This window comes from Nevskia sp. (assembly GCF_021732705.1).
Taxonomy (GTDB): Bacteria; Pseudomonadota; Gammaproteobacteria; order Nevskiales; family Nevskiaceae; genus Nevskia.
Window position 1 is genome coordinate 320747 of the sequence record NZ_JAKFUM010000006.1, and the last position, 22947, is coordinate 343693.

Annotated in this window: 17 protein-coding genes; 4 read left to right on the top strand and 13 right to left on the bottom strand. The window is 67.3% G+C overall.

Annotated elements, in window-relative coordinates; translation table 11 throughout:
* Positions 1 to 107: 107 nt before the first annotated feature.
* The 4 genes from murJ to lspA all read left to right on the top strand — a co-directional run bounded on the left by murJ (position 108) and on the right by lspA (position 6102).
* Complete coding sequence (murJ, locus tag QZ951_RS06870; RefSeq protein WP_292999794.1) at positions 108 to 1658, top strand: murein biosynthesis integral membrane protein MurJ; 1551 nt, start codon at positions 108 to 110, stop codon at positions 1656 to 1658.
* Between the two features lie 85 nt (positions 1659 to 1743).
* On the top strand, positions 1744 to 2688 hold the full coding sequence (locus QZ951_RS06875) for a bifunctional riboflavin kinase/FAD synthetase (RefSeq protein WP_292999795.1): 945 nt from the start codon (positions 1744 to 1746) through the stop codon (positions 2686 to 2688).
* A 77-nt stretch (positions 2689 to 2765) separates the two neighbouring features.
* Positions 2766 to 5582 carry an isoleucine--tRNA ligase gene (gene ileS, locus QZ951_RS06880; RefSeq protein WP_366943828.1) on the top strand — a complete coding sequence of 939 codons (2817 nt, stop codon included), beginning with the start codon at positions 2766 to 2768 and terminating at the stop codon, positions 5580 to 5582.
* A complete protein-coding gene (gene lspA / locus QZ951_RS06885; protein WP_292999797.1) occupies positions 5575 to 6102 on the top strand; it encodes a signal peptidase II in 528 nt (175 codons plus the stop codon). The genes ileS and lspA overlap by 8 nt, the downstream gene beginning before the upstream one ends.
* Before the next feature lie 19 nt (positions 6103 to 6121).
* Here the strand turns inward: lspA and QZ951_RS06890 are convergent, their stop codons facing one another.
* From QZ951_RS06890 to QZ951_RS06950, 13 genes are all read right to left on the bottom strand, one after another.
* Complete coding sequence (locus tag QZ951_RS06890; RefSeq protein WP_292999798.1) at positions 6122 to 6634, bottom strand: type IV pilin protein; 513 nt, start codon at positions 6632 to 6634, stop codon at positions 6122 to 6124.
* A gap of 38 nt (positions 6635 to 6672) precedes the next feature.
* Entirely contained in the window at positions 6673 to 10548 is a 3876-nt protein-coding gene (locus QZ951_RS06895) for a pilus assembly protein (RefSeq protein ID WP_292999799.1), read from the bottom strand.
* The gene (locus QZ951_RS06900) at positions 10545 to 11093 is read right to left on the bottom strand and encodes a PilX N-terminal domain-containing pilus assembly protein (RefSeq protein WP_292999800.1); all 549 of its coding nucleotides are present in this window, start codon (positions 11091 to 11093) and stop codon (positions 10545 to 10547) included. The genes QZ951_RS06895 and QZ951_RS06900 overlap by 4 nt, the downstream gene beginning before the upstream one ends.
* Entirely contained in the window at positions 11090 to 12148 is a 1059-nt protein-coding gene (locus QZ951_RS06905; RefSeq protein ID WP_292999801.1) for a PilW family protein, read from the bottom strand. Before QZ951_RS06905 ends, QZ951_RS06900 begins: the two co-directional genes overlap by 4 nt.
* Positions 12145 to 12807 carry a type IV pilus modification protein PilV gene (pilV, locus tag QZ951_RS06910; RefSeq protein WP_292999802.1) on the bottom strand — a complete coding sequence of 221 codons (663 nt, stop codon included), beginning with the start codon at positions 12805 to 12807 and terminating at the stop codon, positions 12145 to 12147. Before pilV (QZ951_RS06910) ends, QZ951_RS06905 begins: the two co-directional genes overlap by 4 nt.
* Positions 12804 to 13361 (bottom strand): GspH/FimT family pseudopilin, encoded by a 558-nt coding sequence (locus QZ951_RS06915; protein WP_292999803.1) that lies wholly within the window; start codon positions 13359 to 13361, stop codon positions 12804 to 12806. Before QZ951_RS06915 ends, pilV (QZ951_RS06910) begins: the two co-directional genes overlap by 4 nt.
* A 216-nt stretch (positions 13362 to 13577) precedes the next feature.
* Complete coding sequence (locus tag QZ951_RS06920; protein WP_366943821.1) at positions 13578 to 14054, bottom strand: type IV pilin protein; 477 nt, start codon at positions 14052 to 14054, stop codon at positions 13578 to 13580.
* A 59-nt stretch (positions 14055 to 14113) separates the two neighbouring features.
* Positions 14114 to 14638, bottom strand: coding sequence for a type IV pilin protein (locus tag QZ951_RS06925; protein WP_292999805.1), 525 nt, complete (start codon positions 14636 to 14638; stop codon positions 14114 to 14116).
* Entirely contained in the window at positions 14635 to 20076 is a 5442-nt protein-coding gene (locus tag QZ951_RS06930) for a PilC/PilY family type IV pilus protein (protein WP_292999806.1), read from the bottom strand. Before QZ951_RS06930 ends, QZ951_RS06925 begins: the two co-directional genes overlap by 4 nt.
* A gap of 43 nt (positions 20077 to 20119) precedes the next feature.
* Complete coding sequence (locus tag QZ951_RS06935) at positions 20120 to 20749, bottom strand: PilX N-terminal domain-containing pilus assembly protein (protein ID WP_292999807.1); 630 nt, start codon at positions 20747 to 20749, stop codon at positions 20120 to 20122.
* The gene (locus QZ951_RS06940) at positions 20746 to 21786 is read right to left on the bottom strand and encodes a PilW family protein (protein ID WP_292999808.1); all 1041 of its coding nucleotides are present in this window, start codon (positions 21784 to 21786) and stop codon (positions 20746 to 20748) included. Before QZ951_RS06940 ends, QZ951_RS06935 begins: the two co-directional genes overlap by 4 nt.
* Positions 21787 to 21794: 8 nt before the next feature.
* Positions 21795 to 22331 (bottom strand): type IV pilus modification protein PilV, encoded by a 537-nt coding sequence (pilV, locus tag QZ951_RS06945; protein WP_292999809.1) that lies wholly within the window; start codon positions 22329 to 22331, stop codon positions 21795 to 21797.
* Entirely contained in the window at positions 22328 to 22891 is a 564-nt protein-coding gene (locus QZ951_RS06950; RefSeq protein ID WP_292999810.1) for a GspH/FimT family pseudopilin, read from the bottom strand. Before QZ951_RS06950 ends, pilV (QZ951_RS06945) begins: the two co-directional genes overlap by 4 nt.
* Between the last annotated feature and the right edge of the window lie 56 nt (positions 22892 to 22947).

A 22947-nucleotide genomic window follows, 5' to 3' on the forward strand; every position in this document is an offset into this window, starting at 1 on the left:
CGGCGGCTGACAAAATCGAAGCGCGCTAGTATCTTCGCCGACTCCGCCTCTGTCAACGCGAACCGACTCGGGGCGCCGCCGACGCACGCCATCCCCGCTGATCCCGAATGTCGAAAAGCCTGCTCAAGTCCAGCGGCGTCGTCAGCCTGCTGACCCTGCTGTCGCGCCTGCTCGGTTTCGTTCGCGAAATCATGCTTGCCACCGCTTTCGGCGCTGGCGCAGCGATGGACGCCTTCCTCGTGGCATTGATGATCCCGAACTTCGGCCGCCGGATGTTCGCCGAAGGCGCGTTCGCGCAGGCCTTCGTGCCGGTGTTCACCGAGGTCAAGACCACCGGCAGCCACGACGAGGCGCGCGACATGGTCGCCGTCGTCATGGGCACGCTCGGCGGCGTGCTGAGCGTGGTCACGGTGATCGGCTGCCTCGGCGCACCGGTGCTGGTCTGGCTGTTCGCGTCGGGATTCACGGCCGATCCGGCACAGGACGCGCTCGGCACCGAGTTGCTGCGCTGGACCTTTCCGTACCTGATGTTCATCTCGCTGACCTCGATGGCCGGCGGCGTGCTGAACGCCTACGGCAAGTTCGCGGTGCCGGCCTTCACGCCGGTGATCCTGAACCTGTGCCTGATCGCCACCGCCTTCATCGACGCCAATTCGGTGCAGGTGCTGGCCTACGCGGTCTTCGTCGCCGGCATCCTCCAGTTCGCGTTCCAGTTGCCGCTGATGGCGAAGCTGCGGCTGCTGCCGAGACCGCGCTGGGCCTGGGGCGATGGCCGGGTCAAGCGCATTCTCGGCTTGATGATCCCGGTGATGATCGGCTCGTCGGTGGCCCAGATTTCGCTGCTGCTGAACACCAACCTGTCGACCCACATCGGTCACGGGTCGGTCAGCTGGCTCTATTACGCAAACCGATTGATGGAGTTCCCGCTCGGCATCTTCTCGATTGCGGTCGGCACCGCGATCCTGCCGGCACTGTCGGCCCAGCACGCGAAGAAGACGCCCGAAGCGTTCTCGTCGACGCTCGACTGGAGCCTGCGCGTGATCCTGCTGATCGGTCTGCCGGCCGCCGTCGGCATGATCCTGCTGGCCGGACCGCTGGTGTCGACCGTCTACGGCCACGGCGCCTTCGGTGCCGACGATGTCCGCATGACGACCTACGCGCTGTGGGCCTACGGCGCCGGCTTCATGGGCTTCTCGATGGTCAAGGTGCTGGTGCCCGGCTTCTACGCGCGGCAGGAGACGAAGATTCCGGTGCGGTACGCGATCACCAGTCTCGTCATCGGCATGGCGCTGAGCCTGTCGCTGTTCGCGGCGTCGAAGCTCTACGCGTTCGAGGCCGCGCATGTGGGGCTGGCGCTGTCGACCTCGCTGACGGCCTGCATCAACGGTGGCTTGCTGTTCTGGCGCCTGCGGCGCGATGGCATCTACCGCGCCGCACCCGGCTGGGGTGGCTTCTGGTTGCGGCTGATCGTCGCCAACCTGCTGATGGGGGCAGCGGTGCTGTGGCTGGCCGGCGATCTGGCCAGCTGGACCGCGGCCGGCGAATGGGTGCGCGGCGGCCGCATGCTGATGCTGCTGGCGGCCGCAATCACCGTCTATTTCGCCGTGCTGGCGGCCAGCGGTCTGCGGCTGCGGCACTTCCGCGCCGCGCCGCGCTGATGGGCGAGCGGCCAACCCGCTCGGGCGCACGATCACGTCACGACGCGGCCTTTATAATCAGCGTTTTCCGAGTTCCCGACCTGCCATGGAGCTGATCCGCGGATTGCACAACTTCGCGCCGCGACATCGCGGCAGCGTCGTGTCGATCGGCAATTTCGACGGCCTGCATCGCGGCCATCAGGCGCTGATCGCCCGACTGCGGGAGCTGTCGGCCGTGCATGGCCTGCCGATCACCGTCGTCACCTTCGAGCCGATGCCGCGCGAGTACTTCCTCGGCGCGCAGGCACCGGCGCGCATCGCCGATCTGCGGGGCAAGATCCACGACCTTGCGCGCTACGGCGTCCACCGTGTCGTCGTGCTGCCGTTCGGGCCGCGGCTGGCGGCGATGTCGGCCGAAGCCTTCGTCGAGGCGGTGCTTGTCGACGGTCTCGCGGCGCGCGCCGTGGTCGTCGGAGACGATTTCCGTTACGGCCAGAAGCGGGCAGGCGATCTCGCGCTGCTGCAGCAGATCGGGGCTCGTGCCGGCTTCAGCGCCGAAGGCATGGGCACGGTTGAAGTGGCGGGCGAGCGCTCCAGCTCCACGGCGCTGCGTGCGGCGCTATCGGAGCCGGATCTTGCGCACGTCGAACGCCTGCTCGATCGCCGCTACTGCATCGTCGGCCGCGTGCGTCATGGCCTGAAGCTCGGCCGCGAACTTGGCATGCCGACGGCCAACGTCCACCTGCAGCGCCCGCCGGCGCTCGCGCATGGCGTGTACGCGGTGCGCGCGAGCTGGCCGGGCTGTCCGCAAGGGGCGGCCGGTGTCGCCAGCCTCGGCGTGCGGCCGACGCTCGGCATGACCACTTGCCTGCTCGAAACCCACGTCTTCGACCTCAAGCCCGACCTGTACGGGCAGGAAGTCGTCATCGAGTTCCACAAGTTCCTGCGGCCGCAGCTCAAGTTCGACGGGCTCGACGCACTCGCCGCGCAGATGCAGGCCGATGGCCTCGACGCGCGCAACCATTTCAAGCGTGAGCTGATCCCCTCGTGAACGATTCCGTGAAAGACGCCGCGCCAGCGGGCCCCGATTACAAGCAGACGCTGAACCTGCCGCAGACCGAATTTCCGATGCAGGCCGGTCTCGCCGTGCGCGAGCCGAAGATGCTGGAGGGCTGGGAAGCCGAAGGCCTGTACGCGCAGATCGACCGCGCCACCGCCAGCCGCCCGGATTACTGGTTCATCGATGGTCCGCCGTACGCCAACGGTGACATCCACATCGGCCACGCGGTGAACAAGGTGCTGAAGGACATGATCGTCAAGGCCGCGCGCCTCGACGGGTTCCATGCGCCGTTCACGCCGGGCTGGGATTGCCACGGCCTGCCGATCGAACTGCAGGTCGAGAAGAAGTTCGGCAAGGTCGGCGAGAAGCTCAATGCCGCCGAATTCCGCGCCGAATGCCGCAAGTACGCGCAGGAGCAGATCGCGCGCCAGTGCGTCGATTTCAAGCGTCTGGGCGTGCTGGCGGACTGGGACAAGCCGTACCTGACGATGCAGCCGAAGTTCGAGGCCGAACAGCTGCGCGTGCTGTCGCGCATCGTCGACAACGGCCATGTCACGCGCGGCTTCAAGCCGGTGCACTGGTGCCTGGACTGCGGCTCGTCGCTGGCGGAAGCCGAGGTCGAGTATCAGGACAAGCAGAGCTTCGCGATCGATGTCGGCTTCACCGCGCATGAACCGGCCAAGGTCGCGGCCCTGTTCGGGGCCAGCGGCGGAGTTGGTGGTGACAGGCCGATCAAGTTCCTGATCTGGACCACCACCCCGTGGACCATTCCGGCGAACAAGGCGACGTCGGTCAATGCCGACCTCGATTACGTGCTGGTCGAAATGGGCTCGTTCGGCCGCGTGATCGTTGCCGAAGGCCTGCTCGAAGCCTGCGCGAAACGTTACGGCATCGAGGCACCGGTCGTGCTGGGCAAGACCCGGGGTGCTTCGCTCGATCGGCTGACCTACTCGCATCCGTTCGATGCGATCAGCGGCGTGGATTCCGGCGCCAAGCTGATCCTGCTGGGCGATCACGTGTCGCTCGATGCCGGTACCGGCCTCGTGCATACCGCGCCGGCGCATGGCGTCGACGACTACAACGTCAGCAAGGCGTACGGCATCGCGGTCGAAAGTCCGCTGCTCGGCACGGGCGTCTATGCCGCGGGCACGCCGGTGGTCGGCGGCCTGTACGTCCGCAAGGTCGACGAGGCCGTGATCGGCGCGCTGCGCGACGTCGGTGCGCTGATCCACGACACCCGGTTCCAGCACAGCTATCCGCACTGCTGGCGCCACAAGACGCCGCTGATCTTCCGCGCCACCGCACAGTGGTTCGTGTCGATGGATGGCAATGGCCTGCGCGAGCAGGCGCTGGCCGCGATCGGCAAGACCGAGTGGATTCCGGGCTGGGGCGAGGATCGCATTCGCGGCATGGTTGGCGAGCGGCCGGACTGGTGCATCTCGCGTCAGCGCACCTGGGGCGTGCCGATGGCGGTGCTGGTCAACAAGCACACACTGACCCTGCATCCGCAGACCGCGGCATTGCTCAAGCGCGTGGCCGATGCTGTCGAAGCCAATGGCCTCGAAGCCTGGTTCGGCTCGACCGTGGCCGACTGGCTGCCGACGACCGAGGTCGACGATTACGAAAAGTGCCCGGACACGCTCGATGTCTGGTTCGATTCGGGTTCGGTGCACCAGTGCTCGTTCGTCTCGGTGCATCCCGACAAGCTCGATGCCGATGGCCTCGCGCCGCAGGCGGACATGTATCTCGAAGGCTCGGATCAGCATCGCGGCTGGTTCCAGTCGTCGTTGCTGACGTCCGTCGCTATGCGCGGCCGCGCGCCGTACAAGGCGGTGCTGACGCACGGCTTCACGGTCGACGAGAAGGGCAACAAGATGTCGAAGTCGCTGGGCAATGTCGTCGCCCCGCAGACGGTGACCAAGACGCTTGGTGCCGACGTGCTGCGTCTCTGGGTTGCGGCCAGCGACTACTCCGGCGAGATCGCGATCAGCGACAACCTGCTGAAGCGCATCGCCGATGCCTACCGCCGCATCCGCAACACCGTGCGCTACCTGCTGTCGAACCTGCATGGCTTCGATCCGGCGCTGCACGCGGTGACGCCGGATGCGCTGCTGTCGATGGATCGCTGGGCGCTGTCGGAACTCGCGCGCGTGCAGGACGGCATCAAGGCCGCGTACGGGGCGAAGCAGTTCCATCAGGTCTACCAGCAGCTGCACAACTACTGCGCGGTCGATCTCGGCAGCCTGTACCTCGACGTGCTGAAGGACCGGCTCTACACCCTGCCGGAAGCGAGCCACGCCCGCCGTTCGGCGCAGACCGTGCTGCTGCACATCGCCGAAGCGATGGTGCGCTGGATCGCGCCGATCCTGTCGTTCACGGCGGACGAAATCTGGAAGCTGCTGCCGGGCGATCGCAGCCAGACCGTGTTCATCCAGACCTGGTATCCGGTGCCGGTCGCCGCGTCGAACCCGATCGCGCCGACCGACTGGACCGTGCTGCTCGCGACCCGCGAGGCGGTCAAGAAGGAACTGGAAACGCTGCGTGCAGCCGGCACGATCGGCTCCGCACTCGATGCCGACGTGGCGATCTACGCCGACGGCGCCACGCACGATGCGCTGGCCAAGGTCGGCGACGAACTGCGCTTCTGGCTCCTGACATCGGGCGCATCAACGCAGCCGCTGTTACGGAAGCCGGCCGCGGCCAGTGAAGCCAGGCTCGACGACAGCCAGACCGTCTGGATCGCGGCAAGCGCAACCGCGGCGGAGAAGTGCGGCCGCTGCTGGCATCGCCGCGCCGATGTCGGCACGCACGCCACGCATCCGGCGCTGTGCGGCCGCTGCATCGACAACATCGATGGATCCGGCGAGGCGCGTCAACATGTCTGATTCGGGCGCCAGCGTTGCGGGCACGGCCAAGGGTTTCGACAACATCCGGCTGCTGTGGATCGCGGCGTTCGTCATCGTGGTCGACCAGATCACGAAGTATTTCGTCGCGACCCGGCTGGCGCTGTTCGACTCGATCCCGGTGATCGATCACTTCAACCTGGTCCGCCTGCACAACACGGGTGCGGCATTCTCGATGTTCAACACGGCGCACCCGGCGCTGTTCATCGTGCTCAGCGTCGGTGTCAGCGCCGGCATCATGATCTGGCTGCGCAGCAACCGCTACGGACAATTGCTGACCGCGCTCGCGTTCGTCTTCGTGCTGGGTGGTGCGCTCGGCAACGCGATCGACCGTGCGACGCGCGGCTACGTCGTCGACTTCGTGCAGTTCTTCGTCGGCGACTGGAGTTTCGCGGCGTTCAATGTCGCCGACATGGCGATCTCGCTCGGCGCTGGCCTGATGATTCTCGACCTGCTGCTGCAGACATTTCGGCCTGGCGCTGCCGACGCCAACAAAGCCTGATCGGCGAGGGCGCGCGCGATCAGCGCGACCAGCACTCCTTGAACATCTGATCGGACGTTGCCGGCGCCGTCGCCCCGCGCTGGCCGGTGGAGTACAGGCACAGGGTGCCGCAGACGAAATCCCCCGCCATCTGGGCGCCCTGCGGTTCGGCGATCAGCACCCATGAAAAACGGGTCGAGGCCGTCGATGCGGTATTGGTCGTGCAGCGCGAGAACTCGCCGGTGCCGACCGCCGCGAGACTGATGCGGTAGGTGCTGCTGCTGGTGGCCCCGGAGCGCACTTCGCCGGACGAGTCGATGTACATCGAATCCGACGGATAGCCCGGCAGCCCGAGCCGCGACGCGTAGGTCTTGCGATCGCCGAACCAGGCTTCCTGCTGCTGCGCGATCTGGCTCAGCACGGTCTTGGCGACCGTTCGGTTGGTCCGGACCGAGTAGGTCCGATACGACGGCAACGCCACCGTCGCCAGGATCGCGACGACGACCACGGCGACCATCAGTTCGATCAGTGAGAAGCCGCTGGGTCGCGACATGCTGGATCCGGGCAGGGGCAACGAATTGTTGTTATGTCTCATTGTGCCACTGCTTTTTCCTCGTCTTCGCGACGTTCGCGCCAGAATGTGCGGTAGATCAGCGGAACGGTCGTATTCAGCGTCTGGGCGTTGATGCCGATGAGCTGCGGCGTCAGTGCGGTGGCCTCGCCGGCCAGGCCCGGCGCCGCGGCGCGCGTGCTGCGGGCGGCGCCATCGCCATCGTCGATGAACTGCTGCACGTACGGACGGCCGTCGCGCAGATTCACGCCGTACAGGCGACTGCTGCCTTCGCTCGGTGCGCAGCTGGTGCCGCCGACCGGTGGCGGCACGAAGCTGCTCAGCGTCACGGTGTTGCCGATCGTCACCGGCGCCGAGATCGCCTTCTCGCCCGCGTTCGGCAATTGCAGCCGCCAGCCGGCGGCAGCCGTCGTGCAGACACTGTTGATGGCCGTGCAGGTCGCGGTGACGTCGGTCAGGCTCGCTGGCCGGATCAGCCGGGCATCGGTTTCACTGACGATCACGCCGTTGCTGCCGGTATCGGTCAGCGACTTGCCGCTGACGGTGTCGCGATCGCGGATCGTGTACAGCCAGTTCGTCGTCGCGATGTTGAACGGATCTTCGCGGTCGCCCGAGCCGATGACGATGGCATCGTAGGGGCCGCTGCTGTCGCGCTGCGGCACGTAATCCGGCGCGTGGAAGAAGCGGCGATCGTCGGCATTGGTGGCATCGGCGGGCGTGCTGCCGTTCGGATGGCTGCGGCCGAGTACGGCGATCGGCGTGATCGTCCACGCAGCGCGATCGTTGGACGGGAAATCCGCACGCCAGACGCGGCCGCCGGTATCGCCGACGTACAGCCGATCGGTCAGGCCGTCGCCGTCGGTATCGAGCGCGGTGACATCGGACGCGATGCTGTCGCGCAGCATCGGATGGCCGAAACTGCGGGCCGTGCTGTCGTAGGCGGTGACGCTGCTGGTGGCGCTGCGGTTGGCCTTCCAGATCAGCTCGCCGGTGACGGCATCGACGATGAACAGCGCATTGCCGCGCGTGTCGTCGACACCGACCTGGGCCGCCGCCGTCGCGTTGCGACTGCTGTTCAGGTCCTTGCCGAGCCGAGCCCCGGTGCCGCTGACACCGCCGTTGTAACCGCCGCCGAACAGCAGCACGGGCCGTGTGACCACGGTGGTCCCTGTCGTGGTGAAGCGCATGCGGCCGACCATCGGCGTGCCGAAGCTCAGCGCCAGTTCCGCGAACTGCGCGGCGGAGCCGCTGACCAGCCCCGGCGTTGCCGCCGTGGCGCTGTACAAGCCATCGCTGCCGATCCGCCACATCAGGCTCGGCGTGTCTGGATTGGTGATGTCGAGTCCGTAGTACTGGTTGCCGCCGCGGCGCAGGCCGAAGAACGCATAGGCGTGGTCGTTGGTGTTGCTGGCGTTGATCACGCCGTCTGCCGGGCCGCCTTCCGGCAGGCTGCTGCTCGTGCCGCGATCGATCACCAGCACCGACGGTGCGCCGTCGACCCCGTACGGAAAACGTGCCGAGTAGGTGTCGTCACGCAAGGTCTTCAGGTTCGACATCGTTGCCCGCGGCATGAACGCCCAGGTTTCGGCACCGGATGGCGTGGCGCGGGCGCCGCTGCGCACGGCGTGCAGCAGGCCATCGGTCGATCCGAACAGCACGCGGATATCCGGATCGGCCGTCGTGAAGCCGGTGCGGGCACCGTAATTCACGGCCACCGGCCGCGAATGCAGCACGGCGCCCAGCAGCCACGGCCGGCCGGTGACGCCGCTCAGGCCACTGCCGGTGCCCAGCGGTTGTGCCGTGGTGCCGACATTGAAGCCACGCGCGTGCAGCAGCAGCGCGCGGCGCTGCGTGTCGTCGGCGGTCGTGGTGCCGGTGATGCCGAGATCCGTCCGCAGCGCATCGCGCACGCTCTGGGTGTCGGCATCCAGCCCGGCCAGCGACGGCACGTTCGAAGCGTTGATCGCGTCGTAGTAGATCTTGCGGGCCGCATCGCTGTTGTTGCGGCCGGGATTGCCGCCGCCGCCGAAGCGATAGCCCGGGATGTTCTGGCCGGCGCCGCCAAGCTCGGTGTTGCGGCCGTCAACACCGGCGCTGCCGAGCTGATTGCTGCGTGTCCACACGGTCAGCGCCGACGTGGCGATGCGGCCGTCGGTGGCGATCGCGGTGGCGCCAGCCGCGTCGCGGTAGGCCAGCGCGCCGCCGGCGCTGCCGCGGTTCAGCAGCAGCTGCTTGACGTTGCCGCTCCACGTCGGCCTCTGGTTCGCCTTCGGCTGGAACTGCGCGAAGTACGACGGTTCCAGCAAGCCGGTGGTCGACAGCGGACTGTTGGCCACGCTCGCGGTGACCAGCGAGGCATCGACCACAAGGCTCGGCTTCACGAAATCGGCGATGGTCTGGCCTAAATTCAGCAGCCCGACCGAACTGGCATAGGTCAGGACGTTGGCGCCGGCATTGGCCAGCGCGTTGAGGCTCGACAGGTTCTCCTGCAGCACGAAATACGAGTTCAGCTTGATCAGCCGGCCGCTGGTGTCGGTGAAGCCGGTGGTCGCCGCTTCCCGCACGAGATTCGGGAAGGTGATGCCGCCACCCTGCACGGCACCCGGAAAATACCGGGCGGTCTCGACATCGGAATCGCCTTCGCCGCTGGAGTTGGTCAGCTGGATGTTGACGACATTGACGATGTCGCAAGCCGCCTGGGGCTGGATGTATCGGCCACCGCTTTCGATCGAGGTATCGCGCGACAGCAGTCCGAGCACCGAATCCCAGGTTCGCAACGGCGCGTTGTAGACGGCATCGCCGCTCAAGTAATGCGCGATTTCCGTGTACAACTCCTTGCCCTGATACGGCGGCGTCAGGCTGCTCAGGTTGGCGGATGTCACCGAGGCCAGCGTCGTGCCGAGCACGTTGACCAGGTTCTGCGGATTGAGCAGGCCATTGAGCTGATTGGTGACGAGTTGCAGCACGCTGGCGATGGTCGTGGTGCCGACCAGTTCGGTGAAACCGAGCAGGAAATAGCCGCCATTGCTGCAGTTGGTGGTGGTGCGGCGGCTGCCGGGAATCGACGCCAGATCGGCGAACGAGCAGGCATAGCTGCCGCCGGAGATGCTGACCGGTGTGCCGGCGGCGTTGCTGCGGTTGTTGTGCGCGACGACGATCGCCACGCGCGAGTTCACCAGCGGCGTCAACAGGCCGCCGATGACGCTGATCAGGTTGTTGACGCTGAGCGGGTCGGCCAGGATTTTCTGCGGCGCGGCGAGGGCGTTGTCGAGCAGGCCGACGATGGCGGCGGGCAACGCGCCGACGACCGTCGACAGCAGCGGGTTGATGAGGCCGCTGATCAACTGCGTGATGAAGCCGGGCAGCAGGCCATTGACGACGGTGCCCAGCAGCGGAATGCCGGTCAGGAAGCTCAGGGTGCCGCAGGTCAACTGGGTGACGCCGCCGAGCAGCGGCGACAGCAGCGGGCCGACTGCGGGAAGCGCGACGACAGGCGACTGCAGGCCAAGCAGGTTGTAGAGATTGCACAGCGCCGGCGCGCCGAGATTGGCGCCGACCAGCAGCGAGGTCAGGAACTGCGCCGGCGTCGAGCCGCCGGGCGTGATCGGTGTCAGGTAGGTCAGCAGCGAGGTCGTCGCGCGCAGATTGATGCAGGCGGTCTGGCCCAGCGGGTTGTTGCCATCGGACGACGGTGCCGGGTTCAGCAGCACGTTGTTGCAGATGCCGAGCAGGTTCAGATCGAGCACCAGCACGGTCATCGGCGGCCGCAGGGTGTTGGCGGCCGGATTCGAGTAGATGTCGATGTCGTCGCCAGCGGCAGGCAGCCCGGCGCACAACATCGCCACGGTCAGCAGGATCGACGACAGCCAGGACTTGGCGCGCGCGCGGTGGTTCATTGGTAGTTCACTCCCTGCGATTTCGCGTGCAGCTTCAGTTGTCCCTGCACGACTTCGGCAGCGCCAAAGCCTTCGGCCGAATGGTCGTAGCCACCGATCACGGTGAACCGCGCGAAGTCGTACGAGCGGCCACTGTTGCCGGCGCCGCGCAGGGTGGCGGTGGTCAGGAACTCAGGGCTTTCGCGGACGACGCGGGCATAGGTGTACGAGCGCAGCGAGACCTCGGTCGGCGCCGCGATGGTCGAGGTCGCGCAGGCGAACGGCACGCTGTCGGGCTGGGCATCGCTGCTGCCGGGCAGGTAGCAGCCGATGTAGCCCGGGCCGCTGGCGATCGACAGATTGCTGTCGGTCTGCGTCACGCCATCGGCAATTGCCTGTGCCGACTGCAGCGCGTTGACGCGGCTTTCGGCGTTCTGCGACAGCCGCAGTTCCAGCCGGCTGCCGCGCATCGCGGCCAGGCCGAGCAAGGTCAGCACGATCAGGATCAGCAGCGCCGTGGCCAGCGCGGCCCCCTGCTGCCGACGCGGCGAACCGTGAGCTTTCATCGCGTGCTCGCGGTCGGGGCCGGCACGCAGGGGCCGTTGTCGCCGACGGGATTCCGCAACTGTACGGTCGTGGTGTAGACGCGGCGGTGGAAGGCATCGGCGTTCGGCGCGGTCGTTGCGTAGTCACCGATGGTGAAGGTCTTGCCATCGCGATAGCCGGCATCGGCATCGGTGGTGCGGACCAGGATCGCGATGCGTGCGGTGATCGCCGACAGCGCCAGGGCGGCGGCGTCGGGGCTCGAGGTGTAGGTATCGACGACGCAGTCGTTGTCGACGTCCAGCCCCCATTCGATCTGCAGGTTCTCGACGCCATCGGCAAGGCATTCGACGGCCATCGAAGCGCTTGCAGCGTGCTGCATTTCCATTCGGCACAGCGCGGGGATGCCGTCGTTCGCGGTCTGCGAATAGCTGCGGATGAAATAGACGCGCGGCACGTATTTCCAGAAGCCGACGGGTGCCGCCAGCGGCGCATCGGTGCTCGCGGCCATGGAGTAACTGGTGCCGCTGCCCATGTGGATCAGCGAGCCGGCCGTGCCGTTGGTCTTCAGATAGAACTGGTTGGCGCGCAGGGTCAGCGTCGAGCCGCTCGCGATCTCGGCCGTTGGCTGGCCGGCCACACGGCGCAGCGCGACGACATCGGTGTTCGCAGCGACCGGCGTATCGGTCTGGCCGAGGCATGGAAACGCCGAGCTCACGGCCAGCGTCGACGCATGATTGCGGAACTCGACGCGCTTCTGCACCTGGAACGCCCACGGCAGATTCGGCGTCACCGCGGTGTCGGCGGCGCCGCAGTCGTTGCTGACCGTCGAGGTGTTCGGAACGATGTTCGACGCGCCGTACATGCCGCCGAAGAAGCCGGCCATGCTGATGTCGCGCGCCAGCGTGTCGAGCGCGAAGCGGGCGCTGTCCTGCATCTGCGAGATCGCGTCGGTCTGACGGAAGCTGCGGTTGTTGGCCGAGAACAGCGTGAGCAGCGCGGTCAGCACGATCAGCCCGAGCGTGATCGCGATCATCAGCTCGACCAGCGACAAGCCCCGCTGCCGGCGGCGCATCATGGCGTGACTCCGGCACAGCGGCCGCTGTGATCGTCGATCACCGTGCGCACGACGATCACCCGGCGCAGGCGGGTGTCGGTGCCGGGGTTCGCGATGTCGTCATAGGCGGCATTGCCGCTGCCGCAGCGATTGTTCGCCGGATTGGCCGTGTCGCTGCTGTCGGCCGGCGGCAGCGGCGTGATGCCGCGCCAGGCGATGGCGATGGTGTACGCGCCGCACGGCGCGGTGGCGTTGGTGATGCAGGCGGTCGGCTCGCTCAGTCCGCCGGCGGATTCGCCGTTGAGGCTTTCAGCCGCACCGAACAGCGCGCGCGTCCACTGGTACTTGTCGAACGCGACGACCTGAGCCGGCGTGCAGGCCGGGCTGCTCGCGGTCGACGAGGTCGAGCAGCTTTGCGTCGGCGCGCCGGGCGCATTGCTGCTGCTCCAGCCGGCGCTGGCATCGGTGACGTAGCCGGCACCTTGCGCGGCATTGGCGCGGATGCGCTCGATCAGGTCCTGCGCAAGCGCCGCGGCCTGCGTGCGCTGGATGGCATCGAAGTTCGATTTCTTCGCGAACGCCTGCAGGCCGGCCACGCTGAGCAAGCCGACGGCCACGACAAACACGGTGATCATGACTTCGATCAGCGTGAAGCCCGACGGGCGATGGGGAAGGCTCATGCCGTGCATCCTGCATCTTTCGACAGGCGGATGTGGCCATTCAGATCGACCTGAACGCGCCGGCCTTCGTAGCCGCTGTCGCCCGACTTGCACAGCCGCAGCACCACGCGGCTGCTGGCGCTCAGCCGGCCGGACGGCTCGAACTGCACGGCGCTGGTGGTGACCGGATCGGCAACGTAGACGAAGGCGCTGTTGACGCGCTCGCCGGTGGCGATGATGTCGGCCGCTGCCGCCGGCTTGGTGCCGCTGGCGTTCGGTGCGCTGTCGCGATAGACGACCCAGCCGTCCGCCCAGTTGCCGGTGCTGCTGGCGCTGCAGCGGGCGTAGCCGGTGCTGCTGGCGTAGTCGCGCCGGCACAGCGTCACCGGGGCGTTGCGGGTGATGGCCTCGGCCCGCGCCAGCACCATCGCGCTGTAGAGCGAGGTCGCGGCATCGCCGCGCGCGCCGGCCAGCAGGAAACTGCGCAGGCCGGGTCCGGCGATGGCCATCAGCACCGCGGAAATCGCGATGACGACCATCAGTTCCAGCAGCGTGAATCCCCGATGTTGCTTCATGGCCTGCGCAAGGTCGACAAGTGGCAGAAAGTTACCGCAGATGCCGGCGCTGTCGTATTTTTGACGGGGTCGATTCTGACCGACGGGCGGCTGATCCGGACAAAGGGACATGCCGCGACAACGACCTGCCGGCGGCCAGCGCCGAGCCGTGACAACTCGCGGGAGGTGCAACCGGTTGCGCCGTCGATCGGGCTGTCGACCGTACCCGTGGCGAGGTCAGCGTGACCAGCACGCGCTGCCGGCACCCGGCAGACGCTGTCCGGCCGAGTTCACGCTGAGCGTCAGGCAGTCGCTGTCCTGCGTCTGGCTGCCGATCGCCGTCGCCGTCAGCGTGAAGCTGCGGCTGGTGGCTGCGACAGCGGTCGTCGACAGATCGATCTGGTAGACGCTCTGGCCGGTCGCCACCGCCTGGGTCAGGCCGCTGCTGGTGATGAAGAAACGGGTCAGCCCGACATTCATCGCCGCGTTCGACCCGCGCAGGTAGAAGTTGAAATCGCTGGCGTACGCGCCTGACTTCAATGCCTCCACTTCCTGCTTGGCCGCGATGTCGACGAGCATCGCGCGGACCGCGGCGCGGTTGCTGCGCAGCACGTAGCTGCGATAGCTCGGCAGCGCGATCGAGGCGAGGATCGCGACGATGACGACGGTGATCATCAGCTCAAGCAGTGTGAATCCTGCGCCGCGATGACGCATGGGCGGCGAGGCGTGCGGACGTCGGCCGGCCGACGCGCCGGCAATCGGGATCGGCATCGTCATTGTCCTGGCGGAAAGTTCCAGCCGGCGATGGCAACCCCGCCGCTCGGGGGCCTGTGCAGCTGTTCCATCCGATCGTTCGGATTGGCCAGCCCCGGCGTGACTCGCAGCACCAGCGCGCCGTCGCGCGCCTGCCGCCCCCGCGCGGTCGCGATCAGCGTGTAGCGGGCGTAGGTCTGTTCGATTTCGATCGTGAGCGCGTACAGACCGTCCTGATCGCAGATCGGCGGAGCGCCTGCATAGCCGATGTCGCCCAGCGGGTTCAGCTCGCGATCCGGATAACGCCCGCGCTGCGCGAAGTAGTTCTCGAAGCGTCGCTGCGCCTCGATCAGGCAGTCCTTGCCGATCGCACGCGCGGTGCGCAGCCGGTAGCTCTCGTAGCTGGGCAGGGCGATCACGGCGAGGATGCCGACAATCGCGACGGCGACCATCAGTTCCAGCAAGGTGACGCCGGCGATGCGCGGCCGAGGCCGCGAGAGGCGGCGCCACGGCGGCATCGGCTGGCTGCGATGGCGATGGCTCACGGCCCGGAAGGTCCGCTGTTCGGATGGGTTTCGCGCCAGTCGATTTCGCCGGAACGAATGCCGCCGGTGACGTTGGCGCACTGCTGCACGATGGCGCCGGTCGAGGTCTGGACGTTGATCGTCAGGCCGCCGGGGCAGGTCAGGCTGCCCGAGACGCTGCCGGCACCGCCGCCGTCGCCGCCCGTGGAACCGCCGGTCCCGCCACCGGTGTTGCCGCCATTGCCACCATTGCCGCCGATGGCCGAGATCACGCTGTCGATGTGCAGCGTCGGTGCCGTGCCCAGGCCGCTGCCGAGGTCGACCGAATTGTTGACGACGAAGCTGGAGCTGGCCCCGAACACCGGCGTTGCCGCGCGCGGCGTGCCGGTGCGGAAGTTGAAGCCGATCAGGCGACTGCTGCCTTCGCCGGCGCAGAGCGTGGTCGATGGCGTGTAGCTGGTGTCGAACAGCACGCCGTCGAGCAGGGCCGTGCGATTGACGCTGCGCTCGGCCGACGATCCTGAAATCGCGTCGAGATCGAATCGCCAGCCGCCACGGGTCGCCGCGAGTTCGGTCAGTTCGGTTTCGGTGGTTGCGCCGGCGACGCCGGTGATCGTGCCATTGGTCATCACCACGGCGTTGGTGGTGTCGACCAGATCGCCGAGGGTCACCGCGCTGCCGCCGGGTGGGCGGTCGATCACGCCGAACAGCAACTGCTGGCTGGTGCTGGCCTTGTCAGCCGAAACGAGGAAGCGGCCGGTGCCGGTCAGCACCCAGCGCCGGCCTTGCTCGTCCGTCGTCAGCGACGGTGCGGCCAGGATCGGCCGGGCCGTGTCGAGCAGCACCCCGGTGGACCAGTTCGACGACGCGGGCGTCTCGGCGTTCTGGCCATTGGTCGGATTGAAATCGAGCTTGAACAGCCGCCCGGTCGGTGCCGCCGTGGTGCCGCCGCTGGTGCCGAAATAGATGCTGTTGGTCCGGAAGTTCAGATCCCAGTCGACGCTGACCGGATCGCCCAGGAAGCTGGCCGCGCCGCTGGTCCCGAGATCACGCGGGCCGAAGCCTTCGGCGAAGGCGCGGGTGCCGAGGTCGAACGCGAAAACCCGGGCGCTCTGTGTCGGCGAGATGGCGCCACCGTTCAGGGTCGACAGCTGCGGTCCGTTGCCGAACACGAGATACCACTTCTCGCCGGCCGGAGCGCTGGCGTTGCCGGTGGCGCTGAACACCGCGACCGTCGGGTTGACGGTGGTAAAGCCGAGCGAAGGATGGTTGATCTCCGCCAGCAGGCGCGGGGGCGCTTCCGGGTTCGTGATGTCCATGACCACGTAAGCGGAGCGGGTCACCAGCTCCGTGGCATTCGCGGCCAGCCCGGTGTAGTTCGAGAAGCCGGCGGCGTTCGAGGACCTGACGCCCTGCAGATTGACCGCGCCGCCGCCCATGCGCATGCCGACCACCATCACGGTGCCCCAGCCGCCGGGATGCGCGGCGTCGGGCGAGAAGATCCGGGCGTCGAACACGCGCGGCGCGCCATCGACGTACCAGATGTGGCCGTAGTTCGGATCGCTGAGCCAGTTCAGGTGCGGCAGCAGGTTGAACGGCGCATAGGCCCAGAGTTCGGACCCGAGCGGATGGGCGACATCGTTGCCATTGCGCTGGGTGCCGAAGCCACCGGTTGCCGGGTTGTAGAAGCCGCCGTTGAACGCGTGCAGCAGGCCATCGTTGGCACCCACGTAGATCACGTTCCGGCGGTTGCGGTACTGGCGGGCGAACGCGCCGTAAGTCTGGTCGCCGTAGATGGTGTCGAAGGCTTCGGCGGGCGGGCCGACCGCGATCGGCGACGAATTGACGATATCGCCAAGCCGCATCACTTCGGTGCTGCTGTTGCCGTCGTAATCGAGCGTGCGATTGCGCGTGTTCGGCACGCGGCTGTCGCCCCGGACATAGCGGATGACATTCGCTGCGCCCGCCGCCGAGCTGACGTTGAGCATCCCGTACTCGCCGGTGATGGCCAGGGCTGCCGGCGTGAAGTCCAGCACTTCCCCGGTATCCGGAAGACCGTCTAGGTTGTGGTCGGCGAAGGTGAAGATGTAGCGGCCGGTGGCAGCCGATGCCGTGTAGCTGCGCTGCGTGGCGGCCTGATCGTCGGTCAGTGCGCTGAGCCGATCACGGGCGTTCCAGACCGTGCGCAGCTGCGACAGGCTGTTGAAGGTCTGGAAGCTGCTGGCCCGGGTCGCACCCGAGTAGCGGCGGAAACGGGTCGAGCGGGTGCCCGCGTCGTAGAAGATCTCGACGATCGGATCGGTCGCGTAATCGTTCTCGTCCAGGATGCCGTTCGGCGTGGTGCCGCCGTCCTCGCGGAAGTTGCCGGCACGATCGACGAACAACGCCTGCAAGGTGCCGATCCACGCGACCTGATTGTTTCGGGCATCGGTCCTCAGCGGTTCGTACAAGGCTTGGTAGACCGCGCCCTGACCCTGCCGCGCGTTGGCGACCACGGACGCCGCCGTGCCCGACGCCGTCCGCGCCAGGATCGACCGGAACGCGGAGTCCAGCGAGGCCTCCAGCGCGTTCGGGTTGGTCACGAAGAAGAAGGTGTCCGGCACGCCGTCGGCGCCGGCGCTGCCATCGGCGCGGCGCGAATCCCATTCCTCGGGACGATCCGGCGTGCCGTCGTTGTTGGAATCCTGGAACGCGCCGTACTTCGCGGCGTAGTACAGCGGGTTCTCCAGCGTGCCGGTGCTGGTGCTGCCGAGCGCGTAGGTGACGGTGGTCGGCGGATCGCCCAGGTTGCAGCCGTTGCAGCCGCCGCTGCCGTTGATGTACCCGCCGGGCGGGCCGCCGTTGACGCGCACCGTGGGCGAGGTCGGGTCGGTGAACTGGAAATTGAAGATGCCGGAGTGGAAGTGCGGGCCATCCTGCGTCGTGCCGCTGACGATGTAGCCGAACCCCTGAGGCTGATTGGTCGACTGCGCCACGGCGTCGGTGGTGATCTCGATGGTGTTGGTGTTGCCGTTCAGCACGTAGCTGATCGTGCCCCAGACGTCCTGGTCGTAGTCGCCGCCCTGCGCGCTGTCTTCCCAGTTGATGTAGAAGCGGCCGGTGGCGATGCGCGTGGCCGGATCGACCGTCTGGCTGACGATGCGGAAATCGACGATCGCGCCCCCGCCGACGCCGTTGTTCCCGAGGTCCAGCCGGTACACCGGCAGGATCGTCACCGAACGGCCGCCACCACCGGGCACCGGCACCACGATCTGCGGCGTGTTGGTCGCCAGCGATACGCCGTAGGTCGTCACCTTCAGCGAACTGAGGTCGTTGTTCGGCACGACATTGACGACATTGCTGCCGCCGAGTGTCGAGCGGATGCGGTTGGTCCGCGCGAAATAGGCCGCACCGGCGATGCCGTAAGCACCCTGCAGCGATGCCGCTTCCGGGCAGATGCCGTTGGCGGCGCTGAGATCCGGAATCGGCTTGCTGGTGCACAGTTGATCGTCGCCGCCACCGAGACTGCCGATGAACCAGTTGCGGCCGGTGATGCCTTCATCGTCGCCCAGCTTGCGGGTCTGCGCCGTGATGCTCGGTGCGCCGGCCAGGTTCGCGAGGCCGCTGGTCTGGTCGTTGTCGTAGGACGTGACACTGGCATTGAACGCCAGCACGTTGAGGCTGGCGCAGTAGTTGGTCGCGTTGAGCGGGTCGCTCCAGGTCGAGACGGTCAGGCCGAGCGTGGAGTCGCGAGAAACATCGGTGCCGTACGAGAAGCTCGACGTCGGCTGCAGGCCGCCGAGATAGCGCAGGCTTTCGATGTAGGCCTCCGACAGCGGATTGCCCCAGCTCGAACAGTTGCCTTCGCTGACGACATTGCCGCTGCCGCTGTTGCCGGGGGCGATGCCGGTGCGCTGGAAGTCGCAGCCGTCGCCGAGGTAGGTGCCGTTGCCGTAGTCGTAGCCGAAGATTCTCAGGCGATCGAGATTGCGGATGATGCCGGCGGCACCGGTGAAGATGCCGGTGCTGCTGTCGATCTCGGTCGACATCGCTTCCGCGTTCTTGCGCAGCACGCCGCCGGAAACGTTGCGCTGGTAGCTCGGCGTGACCAGGCCGAAGCGGATGCGGTCGTCGTCGCCGTAGACCTGCAGCAGGCCGATCGGCTTCTGCGCCAGCGAGGCGTTGCTGGTGTCGTACGACTTGCAGCGCTCGCTGCCGATCATGCCGCTGACGCAGGCCTGAACCCGGACGATGTATTCGCCGCGGCTGGCGCCGTTGCCCAGACCCAGCGCTTCGCGGGACGGATTCTCGGCGCTGGCATTCAGGCCCGACTGCAGTGCGCGATTGCCGTTGCTGCGGAAACCGCCGTCGAAGCCGGACTGCAGGTTTTCGTACTCCTCGCGCCACTGGCACTGGCGGCGCTCGTTCGCACCCCACAGTTCGTAATTGCCGCGGGCGACACGCAGCAGCGGTGGCGCCGTGCTGAAGTGCGATGCGCCGAGGCCATTGCTCAGGTTGCACAGCGAGACGCCGCTGCGGCTCAGGTTGGTGATCTGCGCCGACTCGAGCCGCCCGCTGTTGACGACGCTGCCGCGAAACACCACAAGCGTGATCCGGTCGCCGGAGACTTCGGAGACCGCCCCGACGAGGTAGGGATCGGTGCCGGTGGCGCCGCCGCGGCGCTCGATCCGGAGCTGATCGCCGACGAAGACGCGGTTCAGCTCGACGTCGTCGATCCGGATCTGGTGGCTGCCATCCGCGTTGCGGACGACGCCGTCGCCGCTGAGCGTGCCGTCGGCGGCAATGACCAGCGGCCGCGATTCGGAGAATCGGTATTCGACCGGACTCGGCACACGATCGACCGTGAACGGCGTGACCTGCGGCAGATCGGCGCCGTTGTAGTACTTCGCGAACGAGTGGGCATCGGTCGGCAGGAAATCGCGCTCGAGAACGGTGCCGGTCCTGTCGTCGACCCTGCGGAAGCCGCCGTACAGCAGCTTTCGCACGGCATCCATGCGGGTCATCGTGCCCCAGTTCAGGAAGTTGCCGCTCCACTGATTGCTGCAGGTGGCATTCGGGGCAGCCGGGTCGGCCGAGCCCGCCGTGGCCGGCTGGAAGACATTGCTGGCCGTGTCGTAGCGGTAGCACTTGGTCGGGTCGAAGTAGCCGTAGTAGCGGATCGAGTGCCGGTAAGTGGTTTCGATCTCGCCGCGGCCGTCTTCCGGGTTCAGGTCCGAGTAGTCGTTGTAGGCCTTGTAGTGCAGTTGGTGATCGCGCGACAGCGTCAGCATCACCAGCGGCGTGGCGGTGTTGACGCTGGTCAGCGGCAGGCTGTTGAACGCCGATGCTGTCTGCGACGAGATCGCGATGCCGGTCGGCGCGGCATCGAGCAGGCCGGACAGGCCGAGCAGCAGCGCGGACACGCCGGCGGCAAGGCCGGACAGCACGAGCCGCGAACGGCGCACGGAGAACGTGGTCATCGGAAATCCTCGCGGGCGGGGCTCGAACAGGCAGGCACGGACATCAGCGTCGGATCACGTAGCGATAGACGGCGGAGGTGTTGTAGCTGGCTTCGGGCGCGTCGGCGCGCTCGTTGCCGCGGCTCTGGACATGGAAGTAGATGTTGCCGCCGCCGCTGGCCACGGCAATGCCGGGCGGCGAATAGCCGGCACCCTGCGCCTGACCGGCGCCGACCGCGCCGGCGATGTACAGGCGCTGCACCGACGCCGCGCCATTGATCTGGGTGCGGTCCAGCGTGCGCACATAGCGGGCGTCGACCGTCGACGTGTTCGGGTTGAACGTGGTTTCGGTCTCCACGCACCAGTTGTCAGGACCGGCCGTCGCCGTGTTGTTGTTCGCGATGGTCAAGCCGGTCGGCAACGGCGATGCAAATTCGGCATCGCTGACTTCGCCGCCGATCGACCCCGGCCAGCCGCCGGCGTAGCACAGCGGATCGATCAGGGCGCTGACCAGCGCACGGGTCGATTCCGATGATTCGAACGCCGTGGCGCGCAAGGTGTTGTTGGCGCTGGACTTCACTTCAAGGCCGGAGCCGCGGATGGCAGCCAGCGCGACCAGGGTCAGCAGCACCAGGAAGATGATCGCCGTGATCAGCGCAAAGCCGCTGGACGTCTGTCTGCTCGATCGCTTCATCCTCGCACCCGATTGCGCAGCTGGATTTCCTTGACCACGAGCCGCCGCTGGTAGCGGGCATCGGCGGCGCTGTACTTCAGCGCGCAGTTCGACGACGGCGGGCCGTAGCAGCGGTCGCCGGCGAGCGGGTACTGCTGGGTGTCGCTGAAGCTGTCCAGTTCATCGCCGCGCGCGATGAAGCTGGCGCGGACCGTCATCACCTGCGACCAGTCCGAGACGCCGCCGGCGAGGCGATAGCGATCCACCAGCCGATTGCCGTCGGTATCCAGCCCGTACTCGAAGCTGAGCATCTCGATGCCGTCGACCAGCTGTTCGGAGACGAGCCTGTCGCTGCGCAGCTTCAGCATCGCGAGCGTCGGGACCGGGCCGCGACCGAAGTCGTTCATCTGCAGGTAGAAGACGACCGTCTGGTACTGGTAGTTCTGGACACCGATGTCGCCGTTGTCCGGAATCGCCGCCACGGCGTTCGCGCCCTGACTGGTCGCATCGAACAGCACGCCGCGCTGGCCGACGCGGCTGCGGACGTAGAACTTGCCATTGACGGCCAGCGCAGTGCCGCCGGCGGTCAGCGCGGCGGTGGTCACGTAGACATCGGGATTGGCGTAGCGCAGCGCCAGCACATCGCTGTTCGGGACGTAGCCGTTCAGGCAGTCGGTCGGCAGCAGTGCCGGCGCCGCCGCACCGCCCTGAAAGCCGACGATGCCGCTGCCGGGGTCTACGATCCAGCTGTTGCTGCAGAGGCCCGGGCCGGTGTAGTCGGTGCCTCCGAGGATGGTCAGGTCGCGCGCCTTCACGCCGCCCCAGAAGTCGGCGAGGCGGATGGTGCGGCTGAAGTAGTCGACCGTCAGGCGAATGTTTTCCTGCAGGCGGCTGGTGCTTTCCTGCACCCGATAGCCCTGCTTCGCGTTCAGGAACACGCGGGCGACGCCGACCAGCAACAGCAGCGCCAGCACCACGGTGACCAGGATCTCGACCAGCGAAAAGCCGCCGGCACGCCGTGGCAGTCGGCGGACCCGAGGCTTGATCGGAGGCTTCATCGACATCGTCATGGGATGTAGGGCAGGCGGAAGCAGCGCAGTTGCGCGCTGTCTTCGGTGCATTCGGTGCCGGTGGCGCCGGTGCGGTTGGCGTCCCAGTAGATCGTGATCAGGCGGATGGCGGTTTCATTGCAGTTGACGCCGGTTTCGCAGGTGATGCCGATCCGGCCGCCGGGCAGGATGCCGCGCGGACCGGTCGGCAGATTGGTCTCGCTGGCATCGGCCGCCACCTGCGCGTACAGCACTGCAATGTCCCACGCGGCCTGCTGCGCCGGCGAGCACGCTGCGCTGCTGCAATTGGCGGGTGCTTCCGGTGCCCGGGCACCGGGCGCCAGCGCGTAGGCGCCCTCGAGCACGGCCTGCCGGTTGGCGCGCATCCGTTCGATCATGCCTTCCGCCAAGGTGGCCGCCTGCGTGTACTGGTACGAGATCAGGTTGTTGGCCAGCACCGACGATTGCAGGCCGGCGATGCCGAGCAGGCCGATCGCCAGCACCAGCACGGCGATCAGCACCTCGATCAGGGTCAGGCCGGCCTGCTGCTTCATGGCGCGGTGCCGCAGGCGGTGCCGGAACTGCTGACGGCGATGTCGGGGTTGCAGATGCGCGGCCGCCCGCTCGGGCTGACGATGACTCGGCGCCGGATGTCGGTCTGGTTGTTGGCGACGACGTCGAAGCGGCCGTTGCCGGTCGGCTTGCCGAGGCCGTTGAACGACACCTGATTGGCGAAGCTGGTGCCGCCGGTGATCGAGCCGCAGGTCGACAGCGGCGCTTCGGTCTTGAGGACGGTCTCGGTGCCGCCGCGCACGCCGTTGCCGTCACTGTCGACGAACATCAGGTAGCCACGATCCCAGCTCACGCCCGCGGCGTCGGCGCAGACGGTGCCGTCGATCGACTTGCAGATCGCGACCAGCCGGTCACGCTTCAGCGCTTCGCTGCGCGCGGCGGACAGCACGGTCAGCATCGTGTTGGCCGTCGTCACTGCGCAGTTCTGACGGGCGGTCGTGGTGAAGCTCGGCAAGCCAAAGGTCAGCAGGATCGCGAGGATGGCGATCGCCACCATCAGCTCCAGCAGGGTAAAGCCATGGGCGTGGACGGGTTTCGGCATGATCCTGACGATAACGGCGGCGCTGCGCGGCCGGCGACTGCCAAAGATAAGGCCAA

Excerpts from the sequence above, each read along its gene's own strand:
- murJ (WP_292999794.1), top strand. The coding sequence starts at position 108 with ATGTCGAAAAGCCTGCTCAAGTCCAGCGGCGTCGTCAGCCTGCTGACC.
- QZ951_RS06875 (WP_292999795.1), top strand. The coding sequence starts at position 1,744 with ATGGAGCTGATCCGCGGATTGCACAACTTCGCGCCGCGACATCGCGGC.
- ileS (WP_366943828.1), top strand. The coding sequence starts at position 2,766 with ATGCAGGCCGGTCTCGCCGTGCGCGAGCCGAAGATGCTGGAGGGCTGG.
- lspA (WP_292999797.1), top strand. The coding sequence starts at position 5,575 with ATGTCTGATTCGGGCGCCAGCGTTGCGGGCACGGCCAAGGGTTTCGAC.
- QZ951_RS06890 (WP_292999798.1), bottom strand. The coding sequence starts at position 6,634 with ATGTCGCGACCCAGCGGCTTCTCACTGATCGAACTGATGGTCGCCGTG.
- QZ951_RS06895 (WP_292999799.1), bottom strand. The coding sequence starts at position 10,548 with ATGAACCACCGCGCGCGCGCCAAGTCCTGGCTGTCGTCGATCCTGCTG.
- QZ951_RS06900 (WP_292999800.1), bottom strand. The coding sequence starts at position 11,093 with ATGAAAGCTCACGGTTCGCCGCGTCGGCAGCAGGGGGCCGCGCTGGCC.
- QZ951_RS06905 (WP_292999801.1), bottom strand. The coding sequence starts at position 12,148 with ATGATGCGCCGCCGGCAGCGGGGCTTGTCGCTGGTCGAGCTGATGATC.
- pilV (WP_292999802.1), bottom strand. The coding sequence starts at position 12,807 with ATGAGCCTTCCCCATCGCCCGTCGGGCTTCACGCTGATCGAAGTCATG.
- QZ951_RS06915 (WP_292999803.1), bottom strand. The coding sequence starts at position 13,361 with ATGAAGCAACATCGGGGATTCACGCTGCTGGAACTGATGGTCGTCATC.
- QZ951_RS06920 (WP_366943821.1), bottom strand. The coding sequence starts at position 14,054 with ATGCGTCATCGCGGCGCAGGATTCACACTGCTTGAGCTGATGATCACC.
- QZ951_RS06930 (WP_292999806.1), bottom strand. The coding sequence starts at position 20,076 with ATGACCACGTTCTCCGTGCGCCGTTCGCGGCTCGTGCTGTCCGGCCTT.
- QZ951_RS06935 (WP_292999807.1), bottom strand. The coding sequence starts at position 20,749 with ATGAAGCGATCGAGCAGACAGACGTCCAGCGGCTTTGCGCTGATCACG.
- QZ951_RS06940 (WP_292999808.1), bottom strand. The coding sequence starts at position 21,786 with ATGAAGCCTCCGATCAAGCCTCGGGTCCGCCGACTGCCACGGCGTGCC.
- pilV (WP_292999809.1), bottom strand. The coding sequence starts at position 22,331 with ATGAAGCAGCAGGCCGGCCTGACCCTGATCGAGGTGCTGATCGCCGTG.
- QZ951_RS06950 (WP_292999810.1), bottom strand. The coding sequence starts at position 22,891 with ATGCCGAAACCCGTCCACGCCCATGGCTTTACCCTGCTGGAGCTGATG.